Here is a 22104-nt window from a genome sequence, read left to right on the forward strand (position 1 = left end):
ACATGAAAAAGTTAGTAGCCACAGCACCGCGTGTTGCTGCGCTGGTTGAGTATGAAGATCGGGCGATTTTAGCCAATGAAGTGAAGATCCGCGTGCGTTTCGGCGCACCGAAACACGGAACGGAAGTGGTCGACTTCCGCGCCGCCAGCCCGTTTATCGATGAAGACTTTAACGGCGAGTGGCAGATGTTCACCCCGCGTCCGGCAGATGCGCCGCGCGGCATTGAGTTTGGCAAATTCCAGCTTGGCAACATGGTGGTTGGCGACATTATCGAGTGCGGCAGCGACGTTACAGACTACGCGGTGGGCGACAGCGTATGCGGCTACGGCCCGCTCTCCGAGACGGTCATCATTAACGCAGTGAATAACTACAAGCTGCGCAAAATGCCGCAAGGCAGCTCCTGGAAAAACGCCGTCTGTTACAACCCGGCGCAGTTTGCCATGAGCGGCGTGCGCGATGCCAACGTACGCGTAGGGGATTTTGTCGTGGTGGTAGGGCTTGGCGCGATCGGTCAAATTGCCATCCAACTGGCGAAACGCGCTGGCGCATCGGTGGTAATTGGCGTCGATCCTATCGCCCATCGCTGTGATATTGCCCGTCGCCACGGTGCTGATTTCTGCCTTAACCCCATTGGCACTGACGTAGGCAAAGAGATCAAAACGCTGACCGGCAAGCAGGGGGCTGATGTGATTATCGAAACCAGCGGTTACGCCGACGCGCTGCAATCGGCGCTGCGCGGCCTGGCCTACGGCGGCACCATCTCCTATGTCGCGTTTGCCAAACCATTTGCTGAAGGTTTTAACCTCGGACGCGAAGCGCATTTCAATAACGCCAAAATTGTTTTCTCCCGCGCGTGCAGCGAACCGAACCCGGATTATCCGCGCTGGAGCCGTAAGCGTATTGAAGAAACCTGCTGGGAACTGCTGATGAACGGTTATCTCAATTGCGAAGATTTAATCGACCCGGTAGTGACCTTTGCCAACAGCCCGGAAAGCTACATGCAGTATGTCGATCAGCATCCGGAACAGAGCATCAAAATGGGCGTTACGTTTTAATTCAAAGGAATGAAAAAATGAAAATCGGCACACAGAATCAGGCATTCTTTCCGGAAAATATCCGCGAGAGATTTCGTTATATCAAAGAGATGGGCTTCGATGGTTTTGAGATTGACGGCAAACTGCTGGTCAACAACATCGAAGAAGTCAAAGCGGCGATCAAAGAAACCGGTTTACCAGTGACCACCGCCTGCGGCGGCTATGACGGCTGGATTGGTGACTTTATCGAAGAGCGTCGTCTTAATGGCTTAAAGCAGATCGAACGCATTCTCGAGGCGCTGGCAGAAGTGGGGGGGTTCCGGCAGCGTGGGGCATGTTTACCTTCCGCTTACCGCCGATGACCTCGCCGCGTAGCCTGGACGGCGACCGCAAACTGGTGAGTGATTCCCTGCGCGTACTGGAACAGGTCGCCGCGCGTACCGGAACCGTGGTGTATCTCGAACCGTTAAACCGCTATCAGGATCATATGATCAACACCCTCGCCGATGCTCGTCGTTACATCGTCGAAAACAATCTTAAACATGTGCAGATTATCGGCGATTTCTATCACATGAACATCGAAGAAGATAACCTGGCGCAGGCGCTGCACGACAACCGTGACTTGCTCGGTCATGTGCATATTGCCGATAACCATCGTTACCAGCCGGGCAGTGGCACCCTCGATTTCCACGCGCTGTTTGAACAGCTGCGCGCCGATAACTATCAGGGTTATGTGGTGTATGAAGGGCGTATCCGGGCAGAAGATCCTGCCCAGGCGTACCGTGATTCGTTGGCCTGGTTGCGTACCTGCTAAGAGGTCTTTGTGAAAAGTGCAATGACAAGCTCTCCGCTGCGGGTCGCGATAATAGGCGCGGGCCAGGTGGCGGATAAGGTTCATGCTTCGTACTACTGCACCCGCAACGATCTGGAACTGGTGGCTGTCTGTGACAGCCGCCTTTCCCAGGCGCAGGCGCTGGCAGAAAAATACGGGAATGCATCCGTGTGGGACGATCCGCAGGCCATGCTGCTGGCGGTGAAACCTGATGTGGTTAGCGTCGGCTCACCTAACCGTTTTCATTACGAACATACCCTGATGGCACTGGAAGCAGGCTGCCATGTGATGTGCGAAAAACCGCCCGCCATGACGACAGAACAGGCGTGGGAAATGTGCGATACCGCGCGCAAACTGGGCAAGGTGCTGGCCTACGACTTTCACCATCGTTTGCGCTCGATACGCAACAGCTGCGTGAACAGGTGACCAACGGCGTTTTGGGAGAGATTTACGTTACCACCGCCCGCGCCCTGCGTCGCTGCGGCGTTCCCGGCTGGGGTGTCTTTACCAATAAAGAACTGCAGGGTGGTGGCCTGCTGATCGACATCGGCATTCATATGCTGGATGCTGCGATGTATGTGCTGGGCTTTCCGGCGGTGAAAAGCGTGAATGCGCATAGTTTTCAAAAGATCGGCACGCAAAAGAGCTGTGGTCAATTTGGCGAGTGGGATCCGGCAACTTACAGCGTCGAAGATTCGCTGTTTGGCACCATTGAATTTCATAACGGCGGCATTCTGTGGCTGGAAACGTCATTTGCACTCAACATCCGCGAACAGTTGATTATGAACGTCAGCTTTTGTGGTGATAAAGCCGGTGCGACGCTGTTTCCAGCACATATCTACACCGATAACAACGGTGAATTAATGACGCTGATGCAACGGGAAATGGCAGACGACAACCGCCATTTGCGCAGCATGGAAGCCTTTATCAATCACGTACAGGGCAAGCCCGTGATGATAGCCGACGCCGAGCAGGGGTACATCATCCAGCAACTGGTGGCGGCGTTATATCAATCCGCAGAAACAGGGACGCGTGTGGAATTATGACCAGGCCAGTAACGTTATCAGAACCCCATTTCAGCCAGCATACCCTGAACAAGTATGCATCGCTGATGGCGCAGGGGAACGGCTATCTTGGGCTTCGCGCCAGCCATGAAGAAGATTACACGCGCCAGACGCGAGGGATGTATCTGGCGGGGCTGTATCATCGGGCGGGAAAAGGTGAAATCAACGAACTGGTGAATCTGCCTGATATCTTGGGGATGGAGATTGCCATAAATGGTGAGGTTTTCTCGTTATCCCGCGAAGCCTGGCAGCGTGAACTTGACTTTGCCAGTGGAGAATTACGCCGTAGCGTTGTCTGGCGTACCAGCAACGGCGCAGGTTACACCATCGCCAGCCGTCGCTTTGTTTCGGCAGACCAACTGCCGCTCATTGCGCTGGAAATCACTATTATGCCACTGGACGCCGACGCGTCAGTGCTGATTTCAACAGGCATTGACGCCACGCAAACCAACCACGGTCGCCAGCATCTCGACGAAACCCAGGTGCGGGTGTTTGGTCAGCATTTGATGCAGGGGATCTACACCACCCAGGATGGGCGCAGTGATGTGGCCATCAGTTGTTGCTGCCAGGTGAGCGGTGATGTGCAGCAATGCTATACCGCCAAAGAGCGCCGTTTACTGCAACATACCAGTACGCAGCTTCATGCAGGCGAGACAGTGACGTTGCAAAAACTGGTGTGGATCGACTGGCGGGATGACAGGCAAGCTGCTTTAGACGAGTGGGGCAGCGTGTCGCTTCGCCAGCTTGAAATGTGCGCGCAACAGAGTTACGACCAACATCTTGCAGCATCAACAGAAAACTGGCGTCAATGGTGGCAGAAACGCCGTATCACGGTAAATGGCGGCGATGCGCACGATCAGCAAGCGTTAGATTATGCGCTTTATCATCTGCGCATCATGACGCCGGCTCACGGCGAGCGCAGCAGTATTGCGGCAAAAGGCTTAACCGGCGAAGGCTACAAAGGCCACGTTTTCTGGGATACAGAAGTATTTTTGCTGCCGTTCCATCTGTTTAGCGATCCGACGGTTGCCCGAAGTTTACTGCGTTATCGCTGGCACAACTTGCCAGGCGCGCAGGAGAAAGCGCGACGCAACGGCTGGCAGGGCGCGCTATTTCCGTGGGAAAGCGCGCGCAGCGGCGAAGAAGAGACGCCGGAATTTGCCGCCATTAACATTCGCACCGGGCTGCGGCAAAAAGTGGCCTCGGCGCAGGCGGAACATCATCTGGTGGCCGATATCGCCTGGGCGGTTATTCAATACTGGCAGACCACGGGGGATGAAAGTTTCATTGCGCATGAAGGCATGGCGCTACTTCTGGAAACTGCAAAGTTCTGGATTAGCCGCGCGGTGAGGGTTAACGACCGTCTGGAAATTCATGATGTTATTGGGCCAGACGAATATACCGAACATGTCAATAATAACGCCTTCACCAGCTATATGGTGTATTACAACGTCCAGCAGGCGCTGAGTATTGCCCGCCAGTTTGGCTGTAGTGACGACGCGTTTATTCATCGTGCCGAAATGTTCCTTAAAGAACTGCGGCTGCCAGAAATTCAGCCCGACGGTGTTTTGCCGCAGGATGATTCGTTTATGACTAAGCCGGCGATTAATCTGGCGAAATACAAAGCGGCGGCGGGGAAGCAAACCATTCTGCTGGATTATTCACGCGCAGAAGTGAACGAGATGCAGATCCTCAAACAAGCTGATGTGGTGATGCTCAATTACATGCTGCCAGAGCAGTTCTCATCGGCATCGTGTCTTGCCAATCTGCAATTTTATGAACCGCGCACTATTCACGACTCGTCATTAAGTAAAGCAATCCACGGCATTGTTGCTGCACGCTGTGGCCTGCTGACCCAAAGTTATCAGTTCTGGCGCGAGGGGACTGAAATCGATCTTGGTGCTGATCCGCATAGTTGTGATGATGGTATCCATGCTGCCGCAACTGGCGCTATCTGGCTGGGGGCGATTCAGGGTTTTGCCGGGGTGAGCGTGCGTGACGGTGAATTGCATCTAAATCCGGCGTTACTTGAGCAGTGGCAACAGTTGTCTTTCCCTCTGTTCTGGCAGGGCTGCGAATTACAGGTCACTCTCGACGCGCAGCGTATTGCGATTCGAACTTCTGCGCCCGTTTCACTGCGTTTGGACGGTCAGCTTATATCCGTGGCTGAAGAATCTGTTTTCTGTTTGGGTGATTTTATTTTGCCCTTCAATGGGACCGCTACCACGCATCAGGAGGATGAATGAAACTGCAAGGGGTAATTTTCGATCTGGATGGTGTAATCACCGATACCGCGCATCTGCATTTCCAGGCGTGGCAGCAGATTGCCGCTGAAATTGGCATCAGTATTGATGCGCAGTTTAACGAATCTCTAAAAGGGATCAGCCGCGATGAGTCTCTGCGGCGCATTCTGCAACACGGGGGCAAAGAGGGCGACTTTAACCCGCAGGAGCGGGCGCAACTGGCGTATCGCAAAAATCTGCTTTACGTCCACTCACTGCGCGAGCTGACGGTTAATGCTGTGCTGCCCGGTATTCGCAATTTGCTGGCAGAGCTCCGTGCACAGCAGATTCCGGTAGGGCTGGCTTCCGTCTCCCTGAATGCGCCGACGATTTTAGCGGCGCTGGAGCTGCGTGAGTTTTTCACCTTCTGCGCGGATGCTTCCCAACTTAAAAACTCGAAACCGGATCCGGAAATCTTTCTCGCTGCCTGTGCCGGGCTGGGCGTGCCGCCGCAGGCATGTATCGGCATTGAAGATGCGCAGGCGGGCATTGACGCCATTAACGCCAGCGGTATGCGCTCGGTGGGGATCGGTGCGGGCTTAACCGGGGCGCAATTACTGTTGCCCTCAACGGACTCCCTGACCTGGTCGCGGTTATCGGCCTTCTGGCAAAACGTATAGCAAAGGAATCAACATGGCTCAGCTTTCGTTACAACATATTCAAAAAATCTACGATAACCAGGTGCATGTGGTGAAGGACTTCAACCTGGAAATTGCCGATAAAGAGTTCATCGTATTTGTCGGCCCGTCGGGCTGCGGTAAATCGACCACCCTGCGCATGATTGCCGGGCTTGAGGAGATCAGCGGCGGCGATCTGTTGATCGACGGCAAACGAATGAATGACGTTCCAGCCAAAGCACGCAATATCGCGATGGTGTTCCAGAACTACGCGTTGTATCCGCATATGACGGTTTACGACAACATGGCGTTTGGCCTGAAGATGCAAAAAATCGCCAAAGAGGTGATTGATGAGCGGGTGAACTGGGCGGCGCAAATTCTCGGCCTGCGTGAGTACCTGAAACGCAAGCCGGGCGCGCTTTCCGGCGGGCAACGCCAGCGTGTGGCGCTCGGGCGGGCGATTGTGCGCGAAGCGGGCGTGTTTTTAATGGATGAACCGCTCTCTAACCTTGATGCCAAGCTGCGCGTACAAATGCGTGCAGAGATCAGCAAGCTGCATCAGAAACTGAACACCACCATGATCTACGTGACCCACGATCAGACCGAAGCGATGACCATGGCGGCGCGGATTGTGATTATGAAAGACGGGATTGTTCAGCAAGTAGGTGCGCCGAAAACCGTTTATAACCAACCCGCGAATATGTTTGTTGCCGGATTTATTGGATCACCAGCGATGAATTTTATTCGCGGCACGATCGATGGCGATAAATTCGTTACGGAAACGCTTAAATTAACCATTCTCGAAGAGAAATTAGCGGTTCTGAAAACACAGGAAAGTTTGCATAAGCCCATCGTGATGGGAATACGCCCGGAAGATATTCATCCGGACGCGCAAGAGGAAAATAACATTTCCGCCAAAATTAGCGTGGCAGAATTAACCGGTGCGGAATTTATGCTCTACACCACGGTTGGGGGCACGAGTTAGTGGTCCGTGCTGGTGCGTTAAATGATTATCATGCAGGAGAAAATATCACTATTCATTTTGATATGACGAAATGTCATTTCTTTGATGCAGAAACGGAAATAGCAATTCGCTAAATACAGGGGGAAGGCATTCCCCCAGGATAATACAAGGAACAAAAAAAGTTATTACCCTGTACCGCACTGGTGATGTGTGCGGGAATGGCCTGCGCACAGGCCGAGGAAAAGAGCGACTGGCACTTTAATATCGGTGCGATGTACGAAATAGAAAACGTCGAGGGTTATGGCGAAGATATGGATGGGCTGGCGGAGCCTTCAGTCTATTTTAATGCCGCCAACGGGCCGTGGAGAATTGCTCTGGCCTATTATCAGGAAGGGCCGGTAGATTATAGTGCGGGTAAACGTGGAACGAGGTTTGATCGCCCGGAGCTGGAGGTGCATTATCAGTTCCTCGAAAGCGATGATTTCAGTTTCGGCCTGACCGGCGGTTTCCGTAATTATGGTTATCACTACGTTGATGAACCGGGCAAAGACACGGCGAATATGCAGCGCTGGAAAATCGCGCCAGACTGGGATGTGAAACTGACTGATGATTTACGTTTCAACGGTTGGTTGTCGATGTATAAATTTGCCAACGATTTGAACACGACCGGTTACGCTGATACCCGTGTCGAAACGGAAACAGGTCTGCAATATACCTTCAACGAAACGGTTGCTTTGCGAGTGAACTATTATCTCGAGCGCGGCTTCAATATGGACGACAGCCGCAATAACGGTGAGTTTTCCACACAAGAAATTCGCGCCTATTTGCCGCTGACGCTCGGCAACCACTCGGTGACGCCGTATACGCGCATTGGGCTGGATCGCTAGAGTAACTGGGACTGGCAGGATGATATTGAACGTGAAGGCCATGATTTTAACCGTGTGGGTTTATTTTACGGTTATGATTTCCAGAACGGACTTTCCGTTTCGCTGGAATACGCGTTTGAGTGGCAGGATCACGACGAAGGCGACAGCGATAAATTCCATTATGCAGGTGTCGGCGTAAATTACTCGTTCTGATAATGGGCTAAATTGCCGGATGCGGCGCGAGTACTTTATCCGATCTATAAATGTAGGCCGGATAAGATGCGCCAGCATCGCATCCGGCATTCAGGCAAGGTAGCTGGTATTTATTTCAGCGTCATATGCGTGGCAACGGTAATATTCTGTGGTGACGGTTTTCCCGAAATTAAGCGGAATAATAACTCGCAGCTTTGTTGACCTAACTCCTGCGTCGGAACATCGATGCCGCCTGGTGCAGGCGTTAAAATAAACGACAGCGTTTCATTACTATAACCCACCACCGCTAACTGCTGCGGAATAGCAATATTTTTCTCTGCCGCCGCACGATAAATGCTCATTAATTTCAGGCTGTCAGTGGCAAACACTGCCTCAGGCAACGGTGACTGACTTAATAATTGCCGTGCTGCTTGCAGTGCTGTTTCATGGGTATAACCGCCGTCAACAATCCATTTATCACGCACTGCAATATTATGCGCGGACAGACTTTGCTTATAGCCATTAACGCGATCAACCGAAACATGGACATCAAGCGGAGCATGCAGGCAGGCAATATTTTGATGCCCACTTTCAATTAATGCATCGGTCAACGCAATGCTGTCACCAAAATTATCGGTATCGACAGAATAAACATGGGCATATTGACCTTCAACTTTGCCAATTACCACCACCGGAATATCGTATTTATCGAGTTGGGCAAAAAATGACTCATCCGCTGGCGAACTGAGCATAATAATGCCTTTAATCATTTTCTGTTTAATTTTGCTTTCGCATTTTTGCAGATCTTCTGCCGGATTGTGCGACGTTTGTAATATCACGTCGAAACCTTCTTCTTCCGCTTTGGCGGTGATGGCATGCAAAACTTCAGAGAAAAACGGATTACCCGCCGTAGTTTTGGTCGAACGGGTAGAAATCACCATAATGGCATCAAAACCCGAAGAGGTCAGCGCGCGGGCCAGCTTGTTTGGCTGATACTGTAATTCTTCAATGGCCCGTAACACTTTTTCGCGCGCTTCCGGGGAGATATTAGTTTGCTTATTCAGCACGCGTGATACGGTGGATTTTGATACGCCTGCAACCCTGGCAATATCATAAATAGTAGGGGACATAGGTCAGGAACTCCGTCCGAACGTGAATGCTGCACATCTTATGGAGTTCGCCCGTCGATGACAACACGGGCAGTTGATAATCAATGGCCTGGCCCCCACATTCATATCCTTACGAATGATTTTTTTTCTGGTCTTCAGAGCAGCACAGGACAGCAATGAAGCGACTTAAAAATGAACTCAATGCGCTGGTGAATCGGGGTGTCGACAGACATCTGCGCCTCGCTGTAACCGGACTTAGCCGCAGCGGCAAAACAGCGTTTATCACCGCGATGGTTAATCAGTTGCTCAATATTCATGCCGGAGCACGTTTGCCGCTGTTAAGCGCGGTGCGTGAAGAGCGCTTGCTGGGCGTAAAACGCATTCCCCAGCGTGACTTTGGCATTCCGCGCTTCACCTATGATGAAGGACTGGCGCAGTTATATGGTGATCCTCCCGCCTGGCCGACGCCTACGCGCGGCGTCAGTGAAATTCGCCTGGCGTTACGTTTTAAATCGAACGATTCGCTGCTGCGCCACTTTAAGGATACCTCCACGCTGTATCTGGAAATTGTGGATTATCCCGGCGAATGGTTGCTCGACCTGCCGATGCTGGCGCAGGATTACTTAAGCTGGTCGCGCCAGATGACGGGCTTACTCAATGGTCAGCGCGGCGAATGGTCGGCGAAATGGCGAATGATGTGCGAAGGACTTGACCCGCTAGCGCCTGCCGACGAAAACCGTCTGGCAGACATTGCCGCCGTGTGGACCGATTATCTCCACCACTGTAAACAGCAGGGGCTGCACTTTATTCAGCCTGGGCGCTTTGTCTTGCCGGGAGATATGGCAGGTGCGCCCGCGCTGCAATTCTTCCCGTGGCCGGATGTCGATGCCTGGGACGAGTCCAAACTGGCGCAGGCCGATAAGCACACCAATGCCGGAATGCTGCGCGAGCGGTTTAATTATTACTGCGAGAAAGTGGTGAAGGGGTTCTATAAGAATCATTTTCTGCGCTTTGACCGCCAGATTGTGCTGGTGGATTGCCTGCAACCTCTCAACAGTGGGCCACAGGCATTTAATGATATGCGTCTGGCACTGACGCAGCTGATGCAAAGTTTCCACTACGGGCAGCGCACGCTGTTTCGCCGCTTATTCTCGCCGGTTATCGACAAACTGCTGTTTGCCGCGATGAAAGCGGACCATGTAACGGTCGATCAGCACGCCAATATGGTTTCATTACTGCAACAACTGATTCAGGATGCCTGGCAAAATGCGGCGTTTGAAAGGATTAGTATGGATTGCCTGGGGCTGGCCTCGGTGCAGGCGACCACCAGCGGCATTATTGACGTCAACGGCGAGAAAATTCCGGCATTGCGCGGTAACCGGCTCAGCGATGGTGCGCTTCTCACCGTTTACCCCGGTGAAGTTCCTGCGCGTTTGCCCGGTCAGGCGTTCTGGGACAAGCAAGGGTTCCAGTTTGAAGCGTTTCGCCCGCAGGTGATGGATGTCGACAAACCGCTGCCGCATATTCGTCTTGATGCCGCGCTGGAATTTTTAATAGGAGATAAATTGCGATGACCGAACCGTTAAAACCACGTATTGATTTCGACGGTCCGCTGGAGGTCGAACAGAATCCAAAATTCAGGGCGCAGCAGACCTTTGACGAAAATCAGGCGCAAAATTTTGCCCCGGCCACGCTCGACGAAGCGCAGGAAGAAGAGGGGCAAGTCGAAGCGGTAATGGACGCAGCGTTACGTCCGAAACGCAGCCTGTGGCGCAAAATGGTGATGGGCGGGCTGGCTCTGTTTGGCGCAAGCGTTGTCGGGCAGGGTATACAGTGGACAATGAATGCCTGGCAAACCCAGGACTGGGTAGCGCTGGGTGGATGTGCCGCTGGGGCATTGATTATCGGCGCTGGCGTAGGTTCTGTGGTAACAGAGTGGCGGCGCTTATGGCGCTTGCGACAGCGCGCCCATGAACGCGACGAAGCGCGTGATTTATTGCATAGCCACGGCACGGGCAAAGGTCGCGCATTTTGCGAAAAACTGGCGCAGCAGGCGGGTATTGATCAGTCGCATCCGGCGCTGCAACGCTGGTATGCCTCAATCCATGAAACGCAGAACGATCGTGAAGTGGTCAGCCTGTATGCGCATTTGGTCCAGCCAGTTTTAGATGCCCAGGCGCGGCGCGAAATCAGCCGTTCGGCGGCGGAATCAACGTTGATGATTGCGGTCAGCCCGCTGGCGTTGGTCGATATGGCGTTTATCGCCTGGCGCAATCTGCGTTTAATTAATCGCATTGCCACGCTGTATGGCATTGAACTGGGGTATTACAGCCGTTTGCGTCTGTTTAAGCTGGTATTGCTGAATATCGCTTTTGCCGGAGCCAGCGAACTGGTGCGCGAAGTGGGGATGGACTGGATGTCGCAAGATCTCGCTGCTCGTTTGTCTACCCGCGCAGCTCAGGGAATTGGTGCTGGACTTCTGACGGTACGACTCGGGATTAAAGCTATGGAGCTTTGCCGCCCGCTGCCGTGGATTGACGATGACAAACCTCGCCTTGGGGATTTCCGTCGTCAGCTTATCGGTCAGGTGAAAGAAACTCTGCAAAAAGGCAAAACGCCCAGCGAAAAATAATGCAATATCGGGTGCTGACCGGATATCTTTACGCCGAAGTGCCCGTTTTTCCGTCTTTGTGTCAATGATTGTTGACAGAAACCTTCCTGCTATCCAAATAGTGTCATATCATCATATTAATTGTTCTTTTTTCAGGTGAAGGTTCCCATGCGTCTGGAAGTCTTTTGTGAAGACCGACTCGGTCTGACCCGCGAATTACTCGATCTACTCGTGCTAAGAGGCATTGATTTACGCGGTATTGAGATTGATCCCATTGGGCGAATCTACCTCAATTTTGCTGAACTGGAGTTTGAGAGTTTCAGCAGTCTGATGGCCGAAATACGCCGTATTGCAGGTGTTACCGATGTGCGTACTGTCCCGTGGATGCCTTCCGAACGTGAGCATCTGGCGTTGAGCGCGTTACTGGAGGCGTTGCCTGAACCTGTGCTCTCTGTCGATATGAAAAGCAAAGTGGATATGGCGAACCCGGCGAGCTGTCAGCTTTTTGGGCAAAAATTGGATCGCCTGCGCAACCATACCGCCGCACAATTGATTAACGGCTTTAATTTTTTACGTTGGCTGGAAAGCGAACCGCAAGATTCGCATAACGAGCATGTCGTTATTAATGGGCAGAATTTCCTGATGGAGATTACGCCTGTTTATCTTCAGGATGAAAATGATCAACACGTCCTGACCGGTGCGGTGGTGATGTTGCGATCAACGATTCGTATGGGCCGCCAGTTGCAAAATGTCGCCGCCCAGGACGTCAGCGCCTTCAGCCAAATTGTCGCCGTCAGCCCGAAAATGAAGCACGTTGTCGAACAGGCGCAGAAACTGGCGATGCTAAGCGCGCCGCTGCTGATTACGGGTGACACAGGTACAGGTAAAGATCTTTTTGCCTACGCCTGCCATCAGGCAAGCCCCAGAGCGGGCAAACCTTACCTGGCGCTGAATTGCGCGTCTATACCAGAAGATGCGGTCGAGAGTGAACTGTTTGGTCATGCTCCGGAAGGGAAGAAAGGGTTCTTTGAGCAGGCGAACGGTGGTTCGGTGCTGTTGGATGAAATAGGGGAAATGTCACCACGGATGCAGGCGAAATTACTGCGTTTTCTTAATGATGGCACTTTCCGTCGGGTTGGCGAAGACCATGAGGTGCATGTCGATGTGCGGGTGATTTGCGCTACGCAGAAGAATCTGGTCGAACTGGTGCAAAAAGGCGTGTTCCGTGAAGATCTCTATTATCGTCTGAACGTGTTGACGCTCAATCTGCCGCCGCTACGTGACTGTCCGCAGGACATTATGCCGTTAACTGAGCTGTTCGTCGCCCGCTTTGCCGACGAGCAGGGCGTGCCGCGTCCGAAACTGGCCGCTGACCTGAATACTGTACTTACACGTTATGCGTGGCCGGGAAATGTGCGGCAGTTAAAGAACGCTATCTATCGCGCACTGACACAACTGGACGGTTATGAGCTGCGTCCACAGGATATTTTGTTGCCGGATTATGACGCCGCAACGGTAGCCGTGGGCGAAGATGCGATGGAAGGTTCGCTGGACGAAATCACCAGCCGTTTTGAACGCTCGGTATTAACCCAGCTTTATCGCAATTATCCCAGCACGCGCAAACTGGCAAAACGTCTCGGCGTTTCACATACCGCGATTGCCAATAAGTTGCGGGAATATGGTCTGAGTCAGAAGAAGAACGAAGAGTAAGCGCGAATATGCCTGATGGTGCAACACCATCAGGCATATTAACTTATGCTTTCAGTACAGCCAGAGCTGCTTCGTAATCCGGCTCGGTGGTGATTTCATCCACCAGCTGGCTGAAAATCACATTGTCATTTTCGTCAATAACCACAACGGCACGCGCTGCCAGACCTTTCAGTGGGCCATCAGCAATTGCCACACCGTAGGCTTGCAGAAATTCAGCGTTACGGAAAGTGGAGAGGGTGATAACGTTGTTCAGACCTTCTGCGCCGCAGAAACGAGACTGGGCGAACGGCAGATCGGCAGAGATACACAGCACAACGGTGTTGTCGATCTCAGTTGCCAGTTGGTTAAACTTACGTACTGATGCGGCGCAAACACCGGTATCAATACTCGGGAAAATGTTCAGCACTTTGCGTTTACCCGCAAACTGACCGAGGGTGACGTCAGACAGATCTTTTGCCACGAGAGTAAAAGTCTGCGCTTTGCTACCCGCCTGCGGGATGGAATTGGCGACTGTAACCGGGTTGCCCTGGAAATGAACGGTTTGTGACATGATTATCTTTCCTGTTTACATATAGTTAACGTCACACCTAGTTTATGCTAACTGTCAATAACACAGCAAACGCTATTTGCGCTTAATCCGCAGACCACCGCGACAACAAGGAGTAAAGATGAGAATCGTTAAGGTATTTGAGGAAGCCTGGCCCTTACATACCCCGTTTGTGATTGCCCGGGGAAGTCGCAGTGAAGCGCGCGTGGTGGTGGTTGAACTGGAAGAAGAGGGTATTAAAGGCACCGGCGAATGCACGCCGTATCCGCGTTATGGAGAAAGTGATGCCTCGGTAATGGCGCAAATTATGAGCGTCGTGCCGCAATTAGAGAAAGGGCTGACACGGGAGGAGTTGCAAAAAATTCTCCCTGCCGGCGCAGCACGTAATGCGCTGGATTGTGCATTGTGGGATCTCGCGGCGCGAAAACAGCAGCAATCGCTGGCTGATTTGATCGGCATAACGCTTCCCGAGACAGTTATCACTGCACAGACGGTTGTCATCGGTACGCCTGATCAGATGGCCAATAGTGCATCAACACTCTGGCAGGCAGGCGCGAAATTACTGAAAGTGAAGCTGGATAACCATCTTATCAGTGAGCGGATGGTGGCAATTCGCACCGCTGTGCCCGATGCCACGCTGATCGTTGATGCAAATGAATCCTGGCGTGCAGAAGGGTTGGCGGCGCGTTGCCAGCTATTGGCGGATTTAGGCGTTGCGATGCTTGAACAACCGCTTCCTGCGCAGGACGATGCGGCGCTGGAGAATTTTATTCATCCGTTGCCGATTTGTGCTGATGAAAGTTGTCATACTCGTAGCAATCTGAAGGCGCTGAAAGGGCGCTATGAGATGGTTAACATTAAGCTCGATAAAACCGGTGGTCTGACGGAAGCGCTGGCGCTGGCGACTGAAGCGCGTGCACAAGGTTTCAGTCTGATGCTGGGCTGCATGTTGTGTACCTCTCGTGCCATTAGCGCCGCTTTACCGCTGGTGCCGCAGGTCAGTTTCGCCGATCTTGACGGACCGACCTGGCTGGCGGTAGATGTGGAACCGGCGCTTCAGTTCACGACGGGCGAATTGCATCTTTAGGATGCCAGCGCAGCAAGTTTGCCATCGCAAAGAGATATTTTTCGCTGGCTTCGTCGGAGGAGATGGGCGGAAACTCTGCGGTGATGCAATGCAAGTTGAGATCTGCACACCAACTGCCGAAAGAGCCAGGCGTTTCATAACCGACGCTGGTTACCAGAGGCAATTCAAACGACTGGGCCAGCCATTCGCCTAATTCGTTGTGTCTGGGATCTTCAATACAAGCCAGTGGATCGTGGAATGAGACCACCCAGGCAGGTTGAATGCGGTGTATAAGCTGGCACAGCGCCTGGGTTTCAGGTTCGGAGCCAGGTTTGTCACCTGTCAGTAATACGACATCACGTTCTTCAGCGGCGCTGTTCCAGCGATAAACCGTTTCACCTTCCTTCCAGTTCGCCGCCGGAAAGTTTCTGTTTAAATCCACACCATTAGCATTGGCCCGTAACCCCAGCTGGCAGCCGTCAGGATTCACACACAGCACCACATGATGGCGGCGCAAAGAAGGTGTCAAAGTCCGCAGAGCACAGGAGAGCGTGACGACCGAAGAGTTTTCATCACCGTGAGTGCCAGCCAGAATCAAACCACTTTCGCGGCTGGCTGCAGGGGCAGGAAACCAGATTAACGGCGCGCCCAATAATGAACGTCCGTAATGTTCTGTTCCGGGCGGAAATGCGCCGCGTTCGGCGCGTGAGCGGGTTACGGTCATGATCGTCTCTGGTTCAGGAAGTATTACAGGCAGTGTTGTGCAAATTTTGCGGATTATCAAATCCTTTTCTTCAACGCTATGTCATCGATCTTGTATCACTTTTTTGCCGGAAGTTGTTTGCATTTTCATTGATGTGCAGATATTAGAATTGTCGTAATGTTATATACATGGCGTATTTTATTCTTACTGGTTCTACACATGTTAATCGCATCTGATTGATCAGTTCACCTTAATAAGTTTAATAAATCGTACTGCACATAGTACAGTACGATGGTATCTATATAATTGATTTACATGAAGAATGGCTTATCGCCATCAGTCCCGGGTTGATTGATGCCTATATTCTCACCAATGTGTTTCTCAGGTTTATCGATGATATCTGTAATTAATGCTGCGACACTCTTACGTGATACGATCGTACCTTTGAATGGTTCATTGCGAGAGGTAAGCTCATAATCAATAATATCTTCATCAGTCAGCCAGGCAGGGCGAAGAATTGTATATTCCAGTCCAGAAGCCTCAATTGCATCCGCAGCCCTGCGGAATGGTTTTAGGGGTTCACCAATAACTGCATTATTCCATTCGACAAATTTTCCTGGAACTTCATCATAAATACCGAGGGAAAGAACAAAGATCAGACGTTTAACATCACAGGCTTTCATCGCAGCGATCACTGAATTTGCCTGAATATCTAAATCTTCCCCCGTAAGGTTGGCATACACAATATCCTGTCCCTGCATGGCCTGCTTCAGTGCTGCATGATTCAGTACATCCCCCATAATAATCTGGCTATTAGTTGGATAGGGTTTGTGTATTTTTGCTGGCTGACGGGCAAATAAAGTTTGTTTAATAGTTTGTTTATCTGCCAGTTGATTAATCACATGGCGGGCTATCTGACCGCCAGCACCAAGAATCAGTACATTTTTCATAATATTTCTCATGAAACTTATCCCAGATGGGTGTTGAAAAAAGGAATAACTTTTGCCAGCGCCTCCTGAACTGCTTCCGGTTTGTCATATAGTTCATAATGTGAGAAATCGGGTAACGAAACTAACTGACGATCCTGCGAAACCATCGCCCGGCCATAGACTTCCAGTCCATCACGATAAGCACCGAAGGCACCGACTTTTTCACCAACTACTACCATCACCGGCTGGGTCAGTAACACTTCAGTAAATGCGAAGGCATCCCAGGCCAGCGTTTTCTGTGCATGTGAGAACAACATTTTTGTCGCACCTCCCGGTTGTTGCCCGCGTGGTGTTTTATAGTAGTCAGTTGCTTCATAAACATCGCGTTCGGTCAGTCCATGGGCTTTTGCTGCATCCAGGCTGGCGGGAAGTAATTCGTTGATCTGTAATTCTCCACCACGAGCCTCTTTTGCTCGTTGTGACGCCATTGCATTCAATACGCCAATCGGATCATAATTGCTGAAACCTTCCCGAAAAAGACGCCCGATATTAACACCCGTAATACTCACTACAGCTTTAATTCGTTTTTCTGTCAGCGCGGCATTAATGGCATAGCCACCCGTTACTTTATTCGTACCCCTTATAATGGGGTGTTAGCCAGCCAGACCCGGCATGATTACTGCCCCCAGTCGTCCATGATCCGGGGGGTGATGTCACCGGGTCTGGTGGGGCGCTGGTAACCGCTAATAGGGGTCAGGTCAGGCACTTTTGCCGGGACCGTCTGTAACGTGGATGCCGGTACCTGCTCCCCGTGGTTATCTGGTTAACCCATATACAAGGGAGACAGAATGACCGAATCCAGCGATTACGAATCCGTCCAGGTCTTTATCGGCGTTGATGTCGGTAAAGATACGCATCACGCTGTTACCATTAATCGTTCAGGTAAACGCGTGTTCGATAAAGCATTACCCAACGACGAAAACAAACTCAGGTCGCTAATATCTGACCTGAAACAACATGGTCAGATACTGCTGGTTGTTGATCAGCCAGCTACCATCGGTGCGTTACCTGTCGCCGTTGCCCGCTCAGAAGGAGTCCTTGTCGGATACCTCCCTGGACTGGCCATGCGCCGCATAGCCGACTTACACGCCGGTGAAGCTAAAACTGATGCTCGTAACGCTGCCATCATTGCCGAAGCTGCCCGTACCCTGCCTCACGCGCTACGCACGCTGAAACTGGCTGACGAGCAAATCGCCGAACTCTCCATGCTCTGCGGCTTCGATGATGATCTTGCCGCACAGACAACGCAGGCCAGCAACCGTATCCGCGGCCTTCTGACCCAGATACATCCGGCACCGGAGCGCGTTCTCGGTCCGAGACTTGAGCACCCGGCGGTACTCGATCTTCTCCAGCGATATCCCTCACCAGAAAAACTCGCTTCGCTGGGTGAGAAGAAGCTGGCAGCCCAGCTCTGCAAACTTGCGCCTCGTCTGGGTAAACGCCTTGCAGCAGACATAGCTCAGGCACTGGCCGAACAAACCGTCGTCGTTCCCGGCACGAATGCCGCTGCCGTAGTACTGCCACGTCTGGCACTCCAGCTCATCACGCTGCGTAAGCAAAGAGACGAGGTGGCGCTTGAGGTAGAACAGCGAGTTCTTGCTCACCCTCTTTACCCGGTCCTGACCAGTATGCCCGGAGTCGGTGTCAGGACCGCAGCCAGACTCCTCACCGAGGTCGCCTGCCGCGCCTTCGCCTCTGCCGCACATCTCGCTGCTTATGCTGGCCTTGCGCCGGTAACTCGGCGATCCGGCTCGTCAATACGCGGTGAGCATCCCTCGCGACGGGGTAATAAAGCTCTCAAACGGGCGTTGTTCCTGTCGGCCTTCGCCGCGCTCAGGGATCCGCTCTCCAGGGCTTACTACACCCGCAAAATGAGTCAGGGAAAACGACACAATCAGGCGCTTATCGCCCTGGCGAGACGACGCTGCGACGTTCTGTTCGCCATGATGCGCGACGGGACTTTTTATACCCCGCAGGGGTCATAACATGCTTGACAACTTAATAGGGGCACCCCCCACACACACCCAGCACGCCAATGCGTTCAGCATCAACATATGGCAGAGTTACTGCATAATCGATAACACGGCTAATATCCTCTACGCGCTGTGTCGGATCTTCTATCCAACGAGGCTACCCACCAGATTCTCCCTGGAAACTGGCGTCATAAGCGAGAACGACATAGCCTTTTTCAGCCAATGCCTTGCCATAGATATTGCCAGACGTCTGCTCCTTACAACTGCCAAAAGGATGGACGCTGATAATCGCCGGATACTGTTTTGACTCATCAAAATTTGGTGGAAACTGAATATTGGCAGCAATATGCCAGGCCATATCACTATTGCGGATTTGAATATGTTTCATTACAGAGTTTCCTCAAAGAACGGAGCTAATACTGAAATTGCTTCAGCCACATAGGCTTTGCCGTCATAAAGATCCATATGGTTTGCGCCTTCAACAATGTGATAGCGTTTATCCTGGCTTGATGCCCGATCGTACAGGTCGTCACTCATCCATTTGCTCCCTGCCTGGCTGCCCGCCACAATCTGCATCGGCTGAGTCAGGTACACTTCCGCCATATGGTAAGCATCATAGGTAATAATCTGGTTAAGGCTGCGCAAAGTAGCGTAACCCGGTGCTGTTGGATACTGCGCACGAGGTGTGTGGTAATACTCCCAGGCCTGACGCAGTTCTTCGTTCGGCGCATCGGCCTCCTTCATTGGAGCCAGTGGCATAATGGCGTATTCTTCGCTGCTAATATCGCTGGTTCGGGCGTTTGAGCCAGCTTCAATGTGTGGCAGAGCATCAATAGATTTCACATTGTTTTCCCAACCATTGCGGAACATCGAACCAATATTGACCGCACTAACGGTACCGATGGCCTTGATGCGGCGATCCTGAATTGCAGCATTGGCTGTATATCCTGCACCGGCACAAATTCCCATCGCACCAATTCGGGTATTGTCGACATAAGAAAGCGTTGTCAGGTAATCAATCACGGCACTGACGTCTTCAGTACGAATGTATGGGTTTTCTAACTGACGCGGCTCGCCGCCACTTTCACCTTGATAAGATGCGTCATAAGCAATAGTGACAAATCCCTTTTCCGCCAGCTTTTCGGCATAGGTTCCGGCCGTTTGCTCTTTAACGCCCCCACCTGGGTGAGATACCACAATTGCCGGATACTGACGGGTTTCATCAAATTTTGGAGGGAAATAGATCACTGCAGACAAAGAGATGGTTGGATTATTGCTGTTAGTGAAGCTGACTTTATTATTCATCATTCAGTTCCTCATGGAGTTGTCGGTTCGTTTTGACGGTTGGTGATATCACTATAGATATTGATCATTAAGTTGATTAGACCCTAAATCATGATTAGACCTATCATTTAAATGATTAATAGATTGTATGGAGATACTGAATGAAGCGTGAAGAAATCGCTGATCTGATGGCGTTTGTCGTCGTTGCAGAGGAGCGTAGCTTCACTCGCGCAGCAGCCCGCCTGAGCATGGTGCAGTCAGCTTTAAGCCAGATAGTGCGCCGTATAGAAGAACGATTGGGATTGCGGCTTCTGACGCGAACCACGCGCAGCGTTGTACCCACTGAAGCGGGCGAGCATCTTTTGTCTGTTCTTGGCCCTATATTGCATGACATAGATTCTGCCCTGACATCCCTGAGCGATCTGCAGAACCGCCCATCCGGGACAATACGTATTACTACTGTAGAACATGCAGCAAAAACGATATTGTTACCAGCCATGCGCACATTCCTGAAATCGCATCCTGAAATTGATATTCAGCTTACCATTGATTATGGTTTGACCGATGTCGTTTCTGAACGTTTTGATGCAGGCGTCCTGAGGTGTACTGGCAATAGCGGACACTACCATTTGTTCTTTTTTTAAGCAGCCATCTGATGATATTTTTCCCTGAAGGCTGCCGGGGAGATATTCCCCAGACGAGAGTGACGACGCTGACGATTGTAGAAAATCTCAATGTATTCCCGTATTACTGAGATGGCTTCATCCCGGTTATTAAAACGATAGTGGCTCAGGCTCTCATTTTTCAGCGTTCCCCAGAAGCTTTCCATCGGAGCGTTGTCGTAACAGTTACCTTTACGCGACATTGATGTTTTCAGACCAGACTGCTCCTGTATGACCCGGTAATCGTATGCGCAGTACTGTGAACCTCGATCAGAGTAGTGGATTAGCCCGGCAGGTGGGCGCTGGCTCCTGAGCGCCATAAACAGGGCTTTACCTGTCAGCTCTTTTGTCATGCGCTCTCCCATGGCGTAGCCGACAATTTCGCACGTATAAACATCTTTGATGCCAGCGAGGTACAACCATCCCTCCTGTGTGGCAACATACGTCAGGTCCGCCACCCAGACCTGATTTGGTGCTGTAGGAGCGAACGTCTGGTTCAGCAGATTTGGCGCAACTGGCAGATTGTGGTTCGGGTTCGTAGTCGCTCTGAACTTGCGTTTCTGCTTACAGCGTAGCCTCAGCTCCTTACGAAGACGTGCCAGTCGGTCACGACCAACGATGATGCCATTCTCTGCCAGCTCCGTCTGGAGCCGCCGGGTTCCATATGTTTCGCGAGTGCGGATATGTGCCACCTTAATCTCCAGTTTTAGCCGCTCATCACTTTGTTTTCTGTCTGAGGGTTCATGCTGTACCCAGTTGTAATAACCGCTCCTGGATACACCAAATACCTGACACATCGCTTCAATGGGAAATTGTTGTCGCCATTGTTCGATTAACGCGTATTTTTCAGCGACTCCTGTGCAAAATACGCTGTTGCTTTTTTTAATATATCTCGCTCAAGGCGAGCTTCATTTAACGCCTTACGCAGTTGCAGAATTTCAGATTCCAGTTCAGCCAGCGTGCGGGAACCAGGAGTACCGAGCCCTTTTCTGGCGGCGGTAACCCATTGTCCTAAAGTGCCTTCAGGAAGGGATAATCGGGAAGCGCCTTCACTGATTGAAAGTTGATTTTCAAGAACCGTTCTGACAGCTTCGGCTTTGAACTCTTTAGAGTAACGTTGGGTTTTTCTGCTCATTATTAGCTCCTTCTGATGCCATTCTATTTCAGGAAGGAGTGTCCGTTAAACTCAGGCTACCTCACTTATTCTAAGCAACCGGGTAGCATCATACGGGGCAATTATGGCCGCATTACCATACATGCAACTGTACATAGCTGATTACCTGGCTGACACCATGCATTTGTCAGCAGAGGAGCACGGCGCGTATTTGTTGCTGATGTTCAATTACTGGCAAACAGGAAAGCCAATACCCAAAAACAGGTTGGCAAAAATTGCCCGTCTGACTAACGAGCGATGGGTTGATGTTGAACCATCCTTGCGGGAGTTTTTTTGTGATAACGGCGACGAATGGATGCATCTTCGGATTGAGGAAGATCTGGCATCTGTCAGAGAAAAATTAACCAAAAAATCAGCCGCAGGAAAAGCATCTGTTCAGGCCAGAAGAAGCAGAAAGGAAGCAGATGTTCAAACAAAACAAGAGA

17 protein-coding genes, 5 pseudogenes and 7 other annotated features (1 of these 29 running past the window's edge) are annotated in these 22104 nt (G+C 51.5%); of the genes and pseudogenes, 13 read left to right on the forward strand and 9 right to left on the reverse strand.

The genetic code is table 11. The features are described 5' to 3' along the window. Window positions 1–2 precede the first annotated feature (2 nt). The 7 genes and pseudogenes from ycjQ to ompG all read left to right on the forward strand — a co-directional run bounded on the left by ycjQ (window position 3) and on the right by ompG (window position 7872). Window positions 3–1055: an oxidoreductase gene (gene ycjQ / locus SF1319; RefSeq protein ID NP_707221.1), complete on the forward strand. Its 1053-nt coding sequence runs from the start codon at window positions 3–5 to the stop codon at window positions 1053–1055. 17 nt (window positions 1056–1072) lie between these two features. Next, window positions 1073–1848 (forward strand): annotated as a pseudogene (locus SF1320). Continuing rightward, window positions 1369–1848: a sequence feature (Similar to Escherichia coli K12 transient receptor potential locus gi: 1787573 (266 aa). BLAST with identity of 96% in 160 aa. This CDS contains an in-frame stop codon. The sequence has been checked and is believed to be correct.), on the forward strand. It overlaps the preceding pseudogene by 480 nt. A gap of 9 nt (window positions 1849–1857) precedes the next feature. Further along, window positions 1858–2912: a sequence feature (Similar to Escherichia coli K12 dehydrogenase gi: 1787574 (352 aa). BLAST with identity of 98% in 352 aa. This CDS contains an in-frame stop codon. The sequence has been checked and is believed to be correct.), on the forward strand. Further along, a pseudogene (gene ycjS, locus SF1321) lies at window positions 1858–2912 on the forward strand. (Overlaps the previous feature by 1055 nt.) Beyond that, on the forward strand, window positions 2909–5176 hold the full coding sequence (gene ycjT / locus SF1322; protein NP_707222.2) for a hypothetical protein: 2268 nt from the start codon (window positions 2909–2911) through the stop codon (window positions 5174–5176). The pseudogene ycjS and the gene ycjT overlap by 4 nt, the downstream one beginning before the upstream one ends. Continuing rightward, window positions 5173–5832 (forward strand): beta-phosphoglucomutase, encoded by a 660-nt coding sequence (gene ycjU, locus SF1323; RefSeq protein ID NP_707223.1) that lies wholly within the window; start codon window positions 5173–5175, stop codon window positions 5830–5832. The genes ycjT and ycjU overlap by 4 nt, the downstream gene beginning before the upstream one ends. A gap of 13 nt (window positions 5833–5845) precedes the next feature. Next, a complete protein-coding gene (gene ycjV / locus SF1324; protein ID NP_707224.1) occupies window positions 5846–6814 on the forward strand; it encodes an ABC transporter ATP-binding protein in 969 nt (322 codons plus the stop codon). A gap of 155 nt (window positions 6815–6969) precedes the next feature. Further along, window positions 6970–7872: a sequence feature (Similar to Escherichia coli K12 outer membrane protein gi: 1787579 (302 aa). BLAST with identity of 98% in 301 aa. This CDS has been truncated. The sequence has been checked and is believed to be correct.), on the forward strand. Continuing rightward, a pseudogene (gene ompG / locus SF1325) lies at window positions 6970–7872 on the forward strand. It overlaps the preceding feature by 903 nt. Before the next feature lie 110 nt (window positions 7873–7982). Here the strand turns inward: ompG and ycjW are convergent. Continuing rightward, window positions 7983–8981, reverse strand: coding sequence for an LACI-type transcriptional regulator (gene ycjW / locus SF1326; protein ID NP_707225.1), 999 nt, complete (start codon window positions 8979–8981; stop codon window positions 7983–7985). A 155-nt stretch (window positions 8982–9136) separates the two neighbouring features. Here ycjW and ycjX point away from each other — a divergent pair, with 155 nt between their 5' ends. The 3 genes from ycjX to tyrR all read left to right on the forward strand — a co-directional run bounded on the left by ycjX (window position 9137) and on the right by tyrR (window position 13281). Beyond that, entirely contained in the window at window positions 9137–10534 is a 1398-nt protein-coding gene (ycjX, locus tag SF1327; RefSeq protein ID NP_707226.1) for a hypothetical protein, read from the forward strand. After that, the gene (gene ycjF / locus SF1328; protein NP_707227.1) at window positions 10531–11592 is read left to right on the forward strand and encodes a hypothetical protein; all 1062 of its coding nucleotides are present in this window, start codon (window positions 10531–10533) and stop codon (window positions 11590–11592) included. The genes ycjX and ycjF overlap by 4 nt, the downstream gene beginning before the upstream one ends. Before the next feature lie 147 nt (window positions 11593–11739). Further along, on the forward strand, window positions 11740–13281 hold the full coding sequence (gene tyrR, locus SF1329; protein ID NP_707228.2) for a DNA-binding transcriptional regulator TyrR: 1542 nt from the start codon (window positions 11740–11742) through the stop codon (window positions 13279–13281). Between the two features lie 43 nt (window positions 13282–13324). On the opposite strand, the gene tpx is transcribed toward tyrR, so the two are convergent. Then, window positions 13325–13831, reverse strand: coding sequence for a 2-Cys peroxiredoxin (gene tpx, locus SF1330; RefSeq protein NP_707229.1), 507 nt, complete (start codon window positions 13829–13831; stop codon window positions 13325–13327). A 118-nt stretch (window positions 13832–13949) separates the two neighbouring features. Between tpx and ycjG the strand changes: the two genes are divergently transcribed. Continuing rightward, window positions 13950–14915, forward strand: coding sequence for an L-Ala-D/L-Glu epimerase (ycjG, locus tag SF1331; RefSeq protein ID NP_707230.2), 966 nt, complete (start codon window positions 13950–13952; stop codon window positions 14913–14915). On the opposite strand, the gene ycjI is transcribed toward ycjG, so the two are convergent. The 3 genes from ycjI to SF1334 form a co-directional block, all read right to left on the reverse strand. After that, complete coding sequence (gene ycjI / locus SF1332) at window positions 14890–15618, reverse strand: murein peptide amidase A (RefSeq protein NP_707231.2); 729 nt, start codon at window positions 15616–15618, stop codon at window positions 14890–14892. The two genes, ycjG and ycjI, sit on opposite strands and share 26 nt — an antisense overlap. 290 nt (window positions 15619–15908) lie before the next feature. Then, entirely contained in the window at window positions 15909–16547 is a 639-nt protein-coding gene (locus SF1333; protein ID NP_707232.2) for a hypothetical protein, read from the reverse strand. A 17-nt stretch (window positions 16548–16564) separates the two neighbouring features. Then, window positions 16565–17095 carry a hypothetical protein gene (locus tag SF1334; RefSeq protein ID NP_707233.1) on the reverse strand — a complete coding sequence of 177 codons (531 nt, stop codon included), beginning with the start codon at window positions 17093–17095 and terminating at the stop codon, window positions 16565–16567. Window positions 17096–17228: 133 nt separating this feature from the next. Further along, window positions 17229–18602 (reverse strand) — a mobile genetic element. Between SF1334 and SF1335 the strand changes: the two genes are divergently transcribed. Further along, window positions 17375–18571, forward strand: coding sequence for an insertion sequence element ISSfl2 transposase (locus SF1335; protein NP_707234.1), 1197 nt, complete (start codon window positions 17375–17377; stop codon window positions 18569–18571). (Overlaps the previous feature by 1197 nt.) Here SF1335 and SF1336 read toward each other — a convergent pair. Both SF1336 and ycjY read right to left on the reverse strand, forming a co-directional pair. Continuing rightward, window positions 18585–18947: pseudogene (locus SF1336) on the reverse strand. After that, entirely contained in the window at window positions 18947–19867 is a 921-nt protein-coding gene (gene ycjY, locus SF1337) for a hypothetical protein (RefSeq protein NP_707236.1), read from the reverse strand. The pseudogene SF1336 and the gene ycjY overlap by 1 nt, the downstream one beginning before the upstream one ends. A gap of 137 nt (window positions 19868–20004) precedes the next feature. After that, window positions 20005–20487, forward strand: a sequence feature (Similar to Escherichia coli K12 transcriptional regulator LYSR-type gi: 1787589 (300 aa). BLAST with identity of 97% in 145 aa. This CDS has been truncated. The sequence has been checked and is believed to be correct.). Between ycjY and ycjZ the strand changes: the two are divergent. Then, a pseudogene (ycjZ, locus tag SF1338) lies at window positions 20005–20487 on the forward strand. It overlaps the preceding feature by 483 nt. Beyond that, window positions 20441–21704, reverse strand: a mobile genetic element. It overlaps the preceding pseudogene by 47 nt. Here the strand turns inward: ycjZ and SF1339 are convergent. Next, the gene (locus SF1339; RefSeq protein NP_707237.1) at window positions 20484–21302 is read right to left on the reverse strand and encodes an insertion sequence element IS600 protein; all 819 of its coding nucleotides are present in this window, start codon (window positions 21300–21302) and stop codon (window positions 20484–20486) included. (Overlaps the previous feature by 819 nt.) The pseudogene ycjZ and the gene SF1339 overlap by 4 nt on opposite strands. Continuing rightward, entirely contained in the window at window positions 21338–21640 is a 303-nt protein-coding gene (locus SF1340; RefSeq protein NP_707238.1) for an insertion sequence element IS600 transposase, read from the reverse strand. It lies within the feature at window positions 20441–21704. Continuing rightward, window positions 21705–22104, forward strand: a sequence feature (Similar to Escherichia coli K12 conserved hypothetical protein gi: 1787622 (286 aa). BLAST with identity of 96% in 841 aa. This CDS has been disrupted by insertion. The sequence has been checked and is believed to be correct.) (it continues 2124 nt past the right edge of the window).

Origin of the sequence: Shigella flexneri 2a str. 301 (assembly GCF_000006925.2) — a bacterium.
Lineage (GTDB): Bacteria > Pseudomonadota > Gammaproteobacteria > Enterobacterales > Enterobacteriaceae > ECMA0423.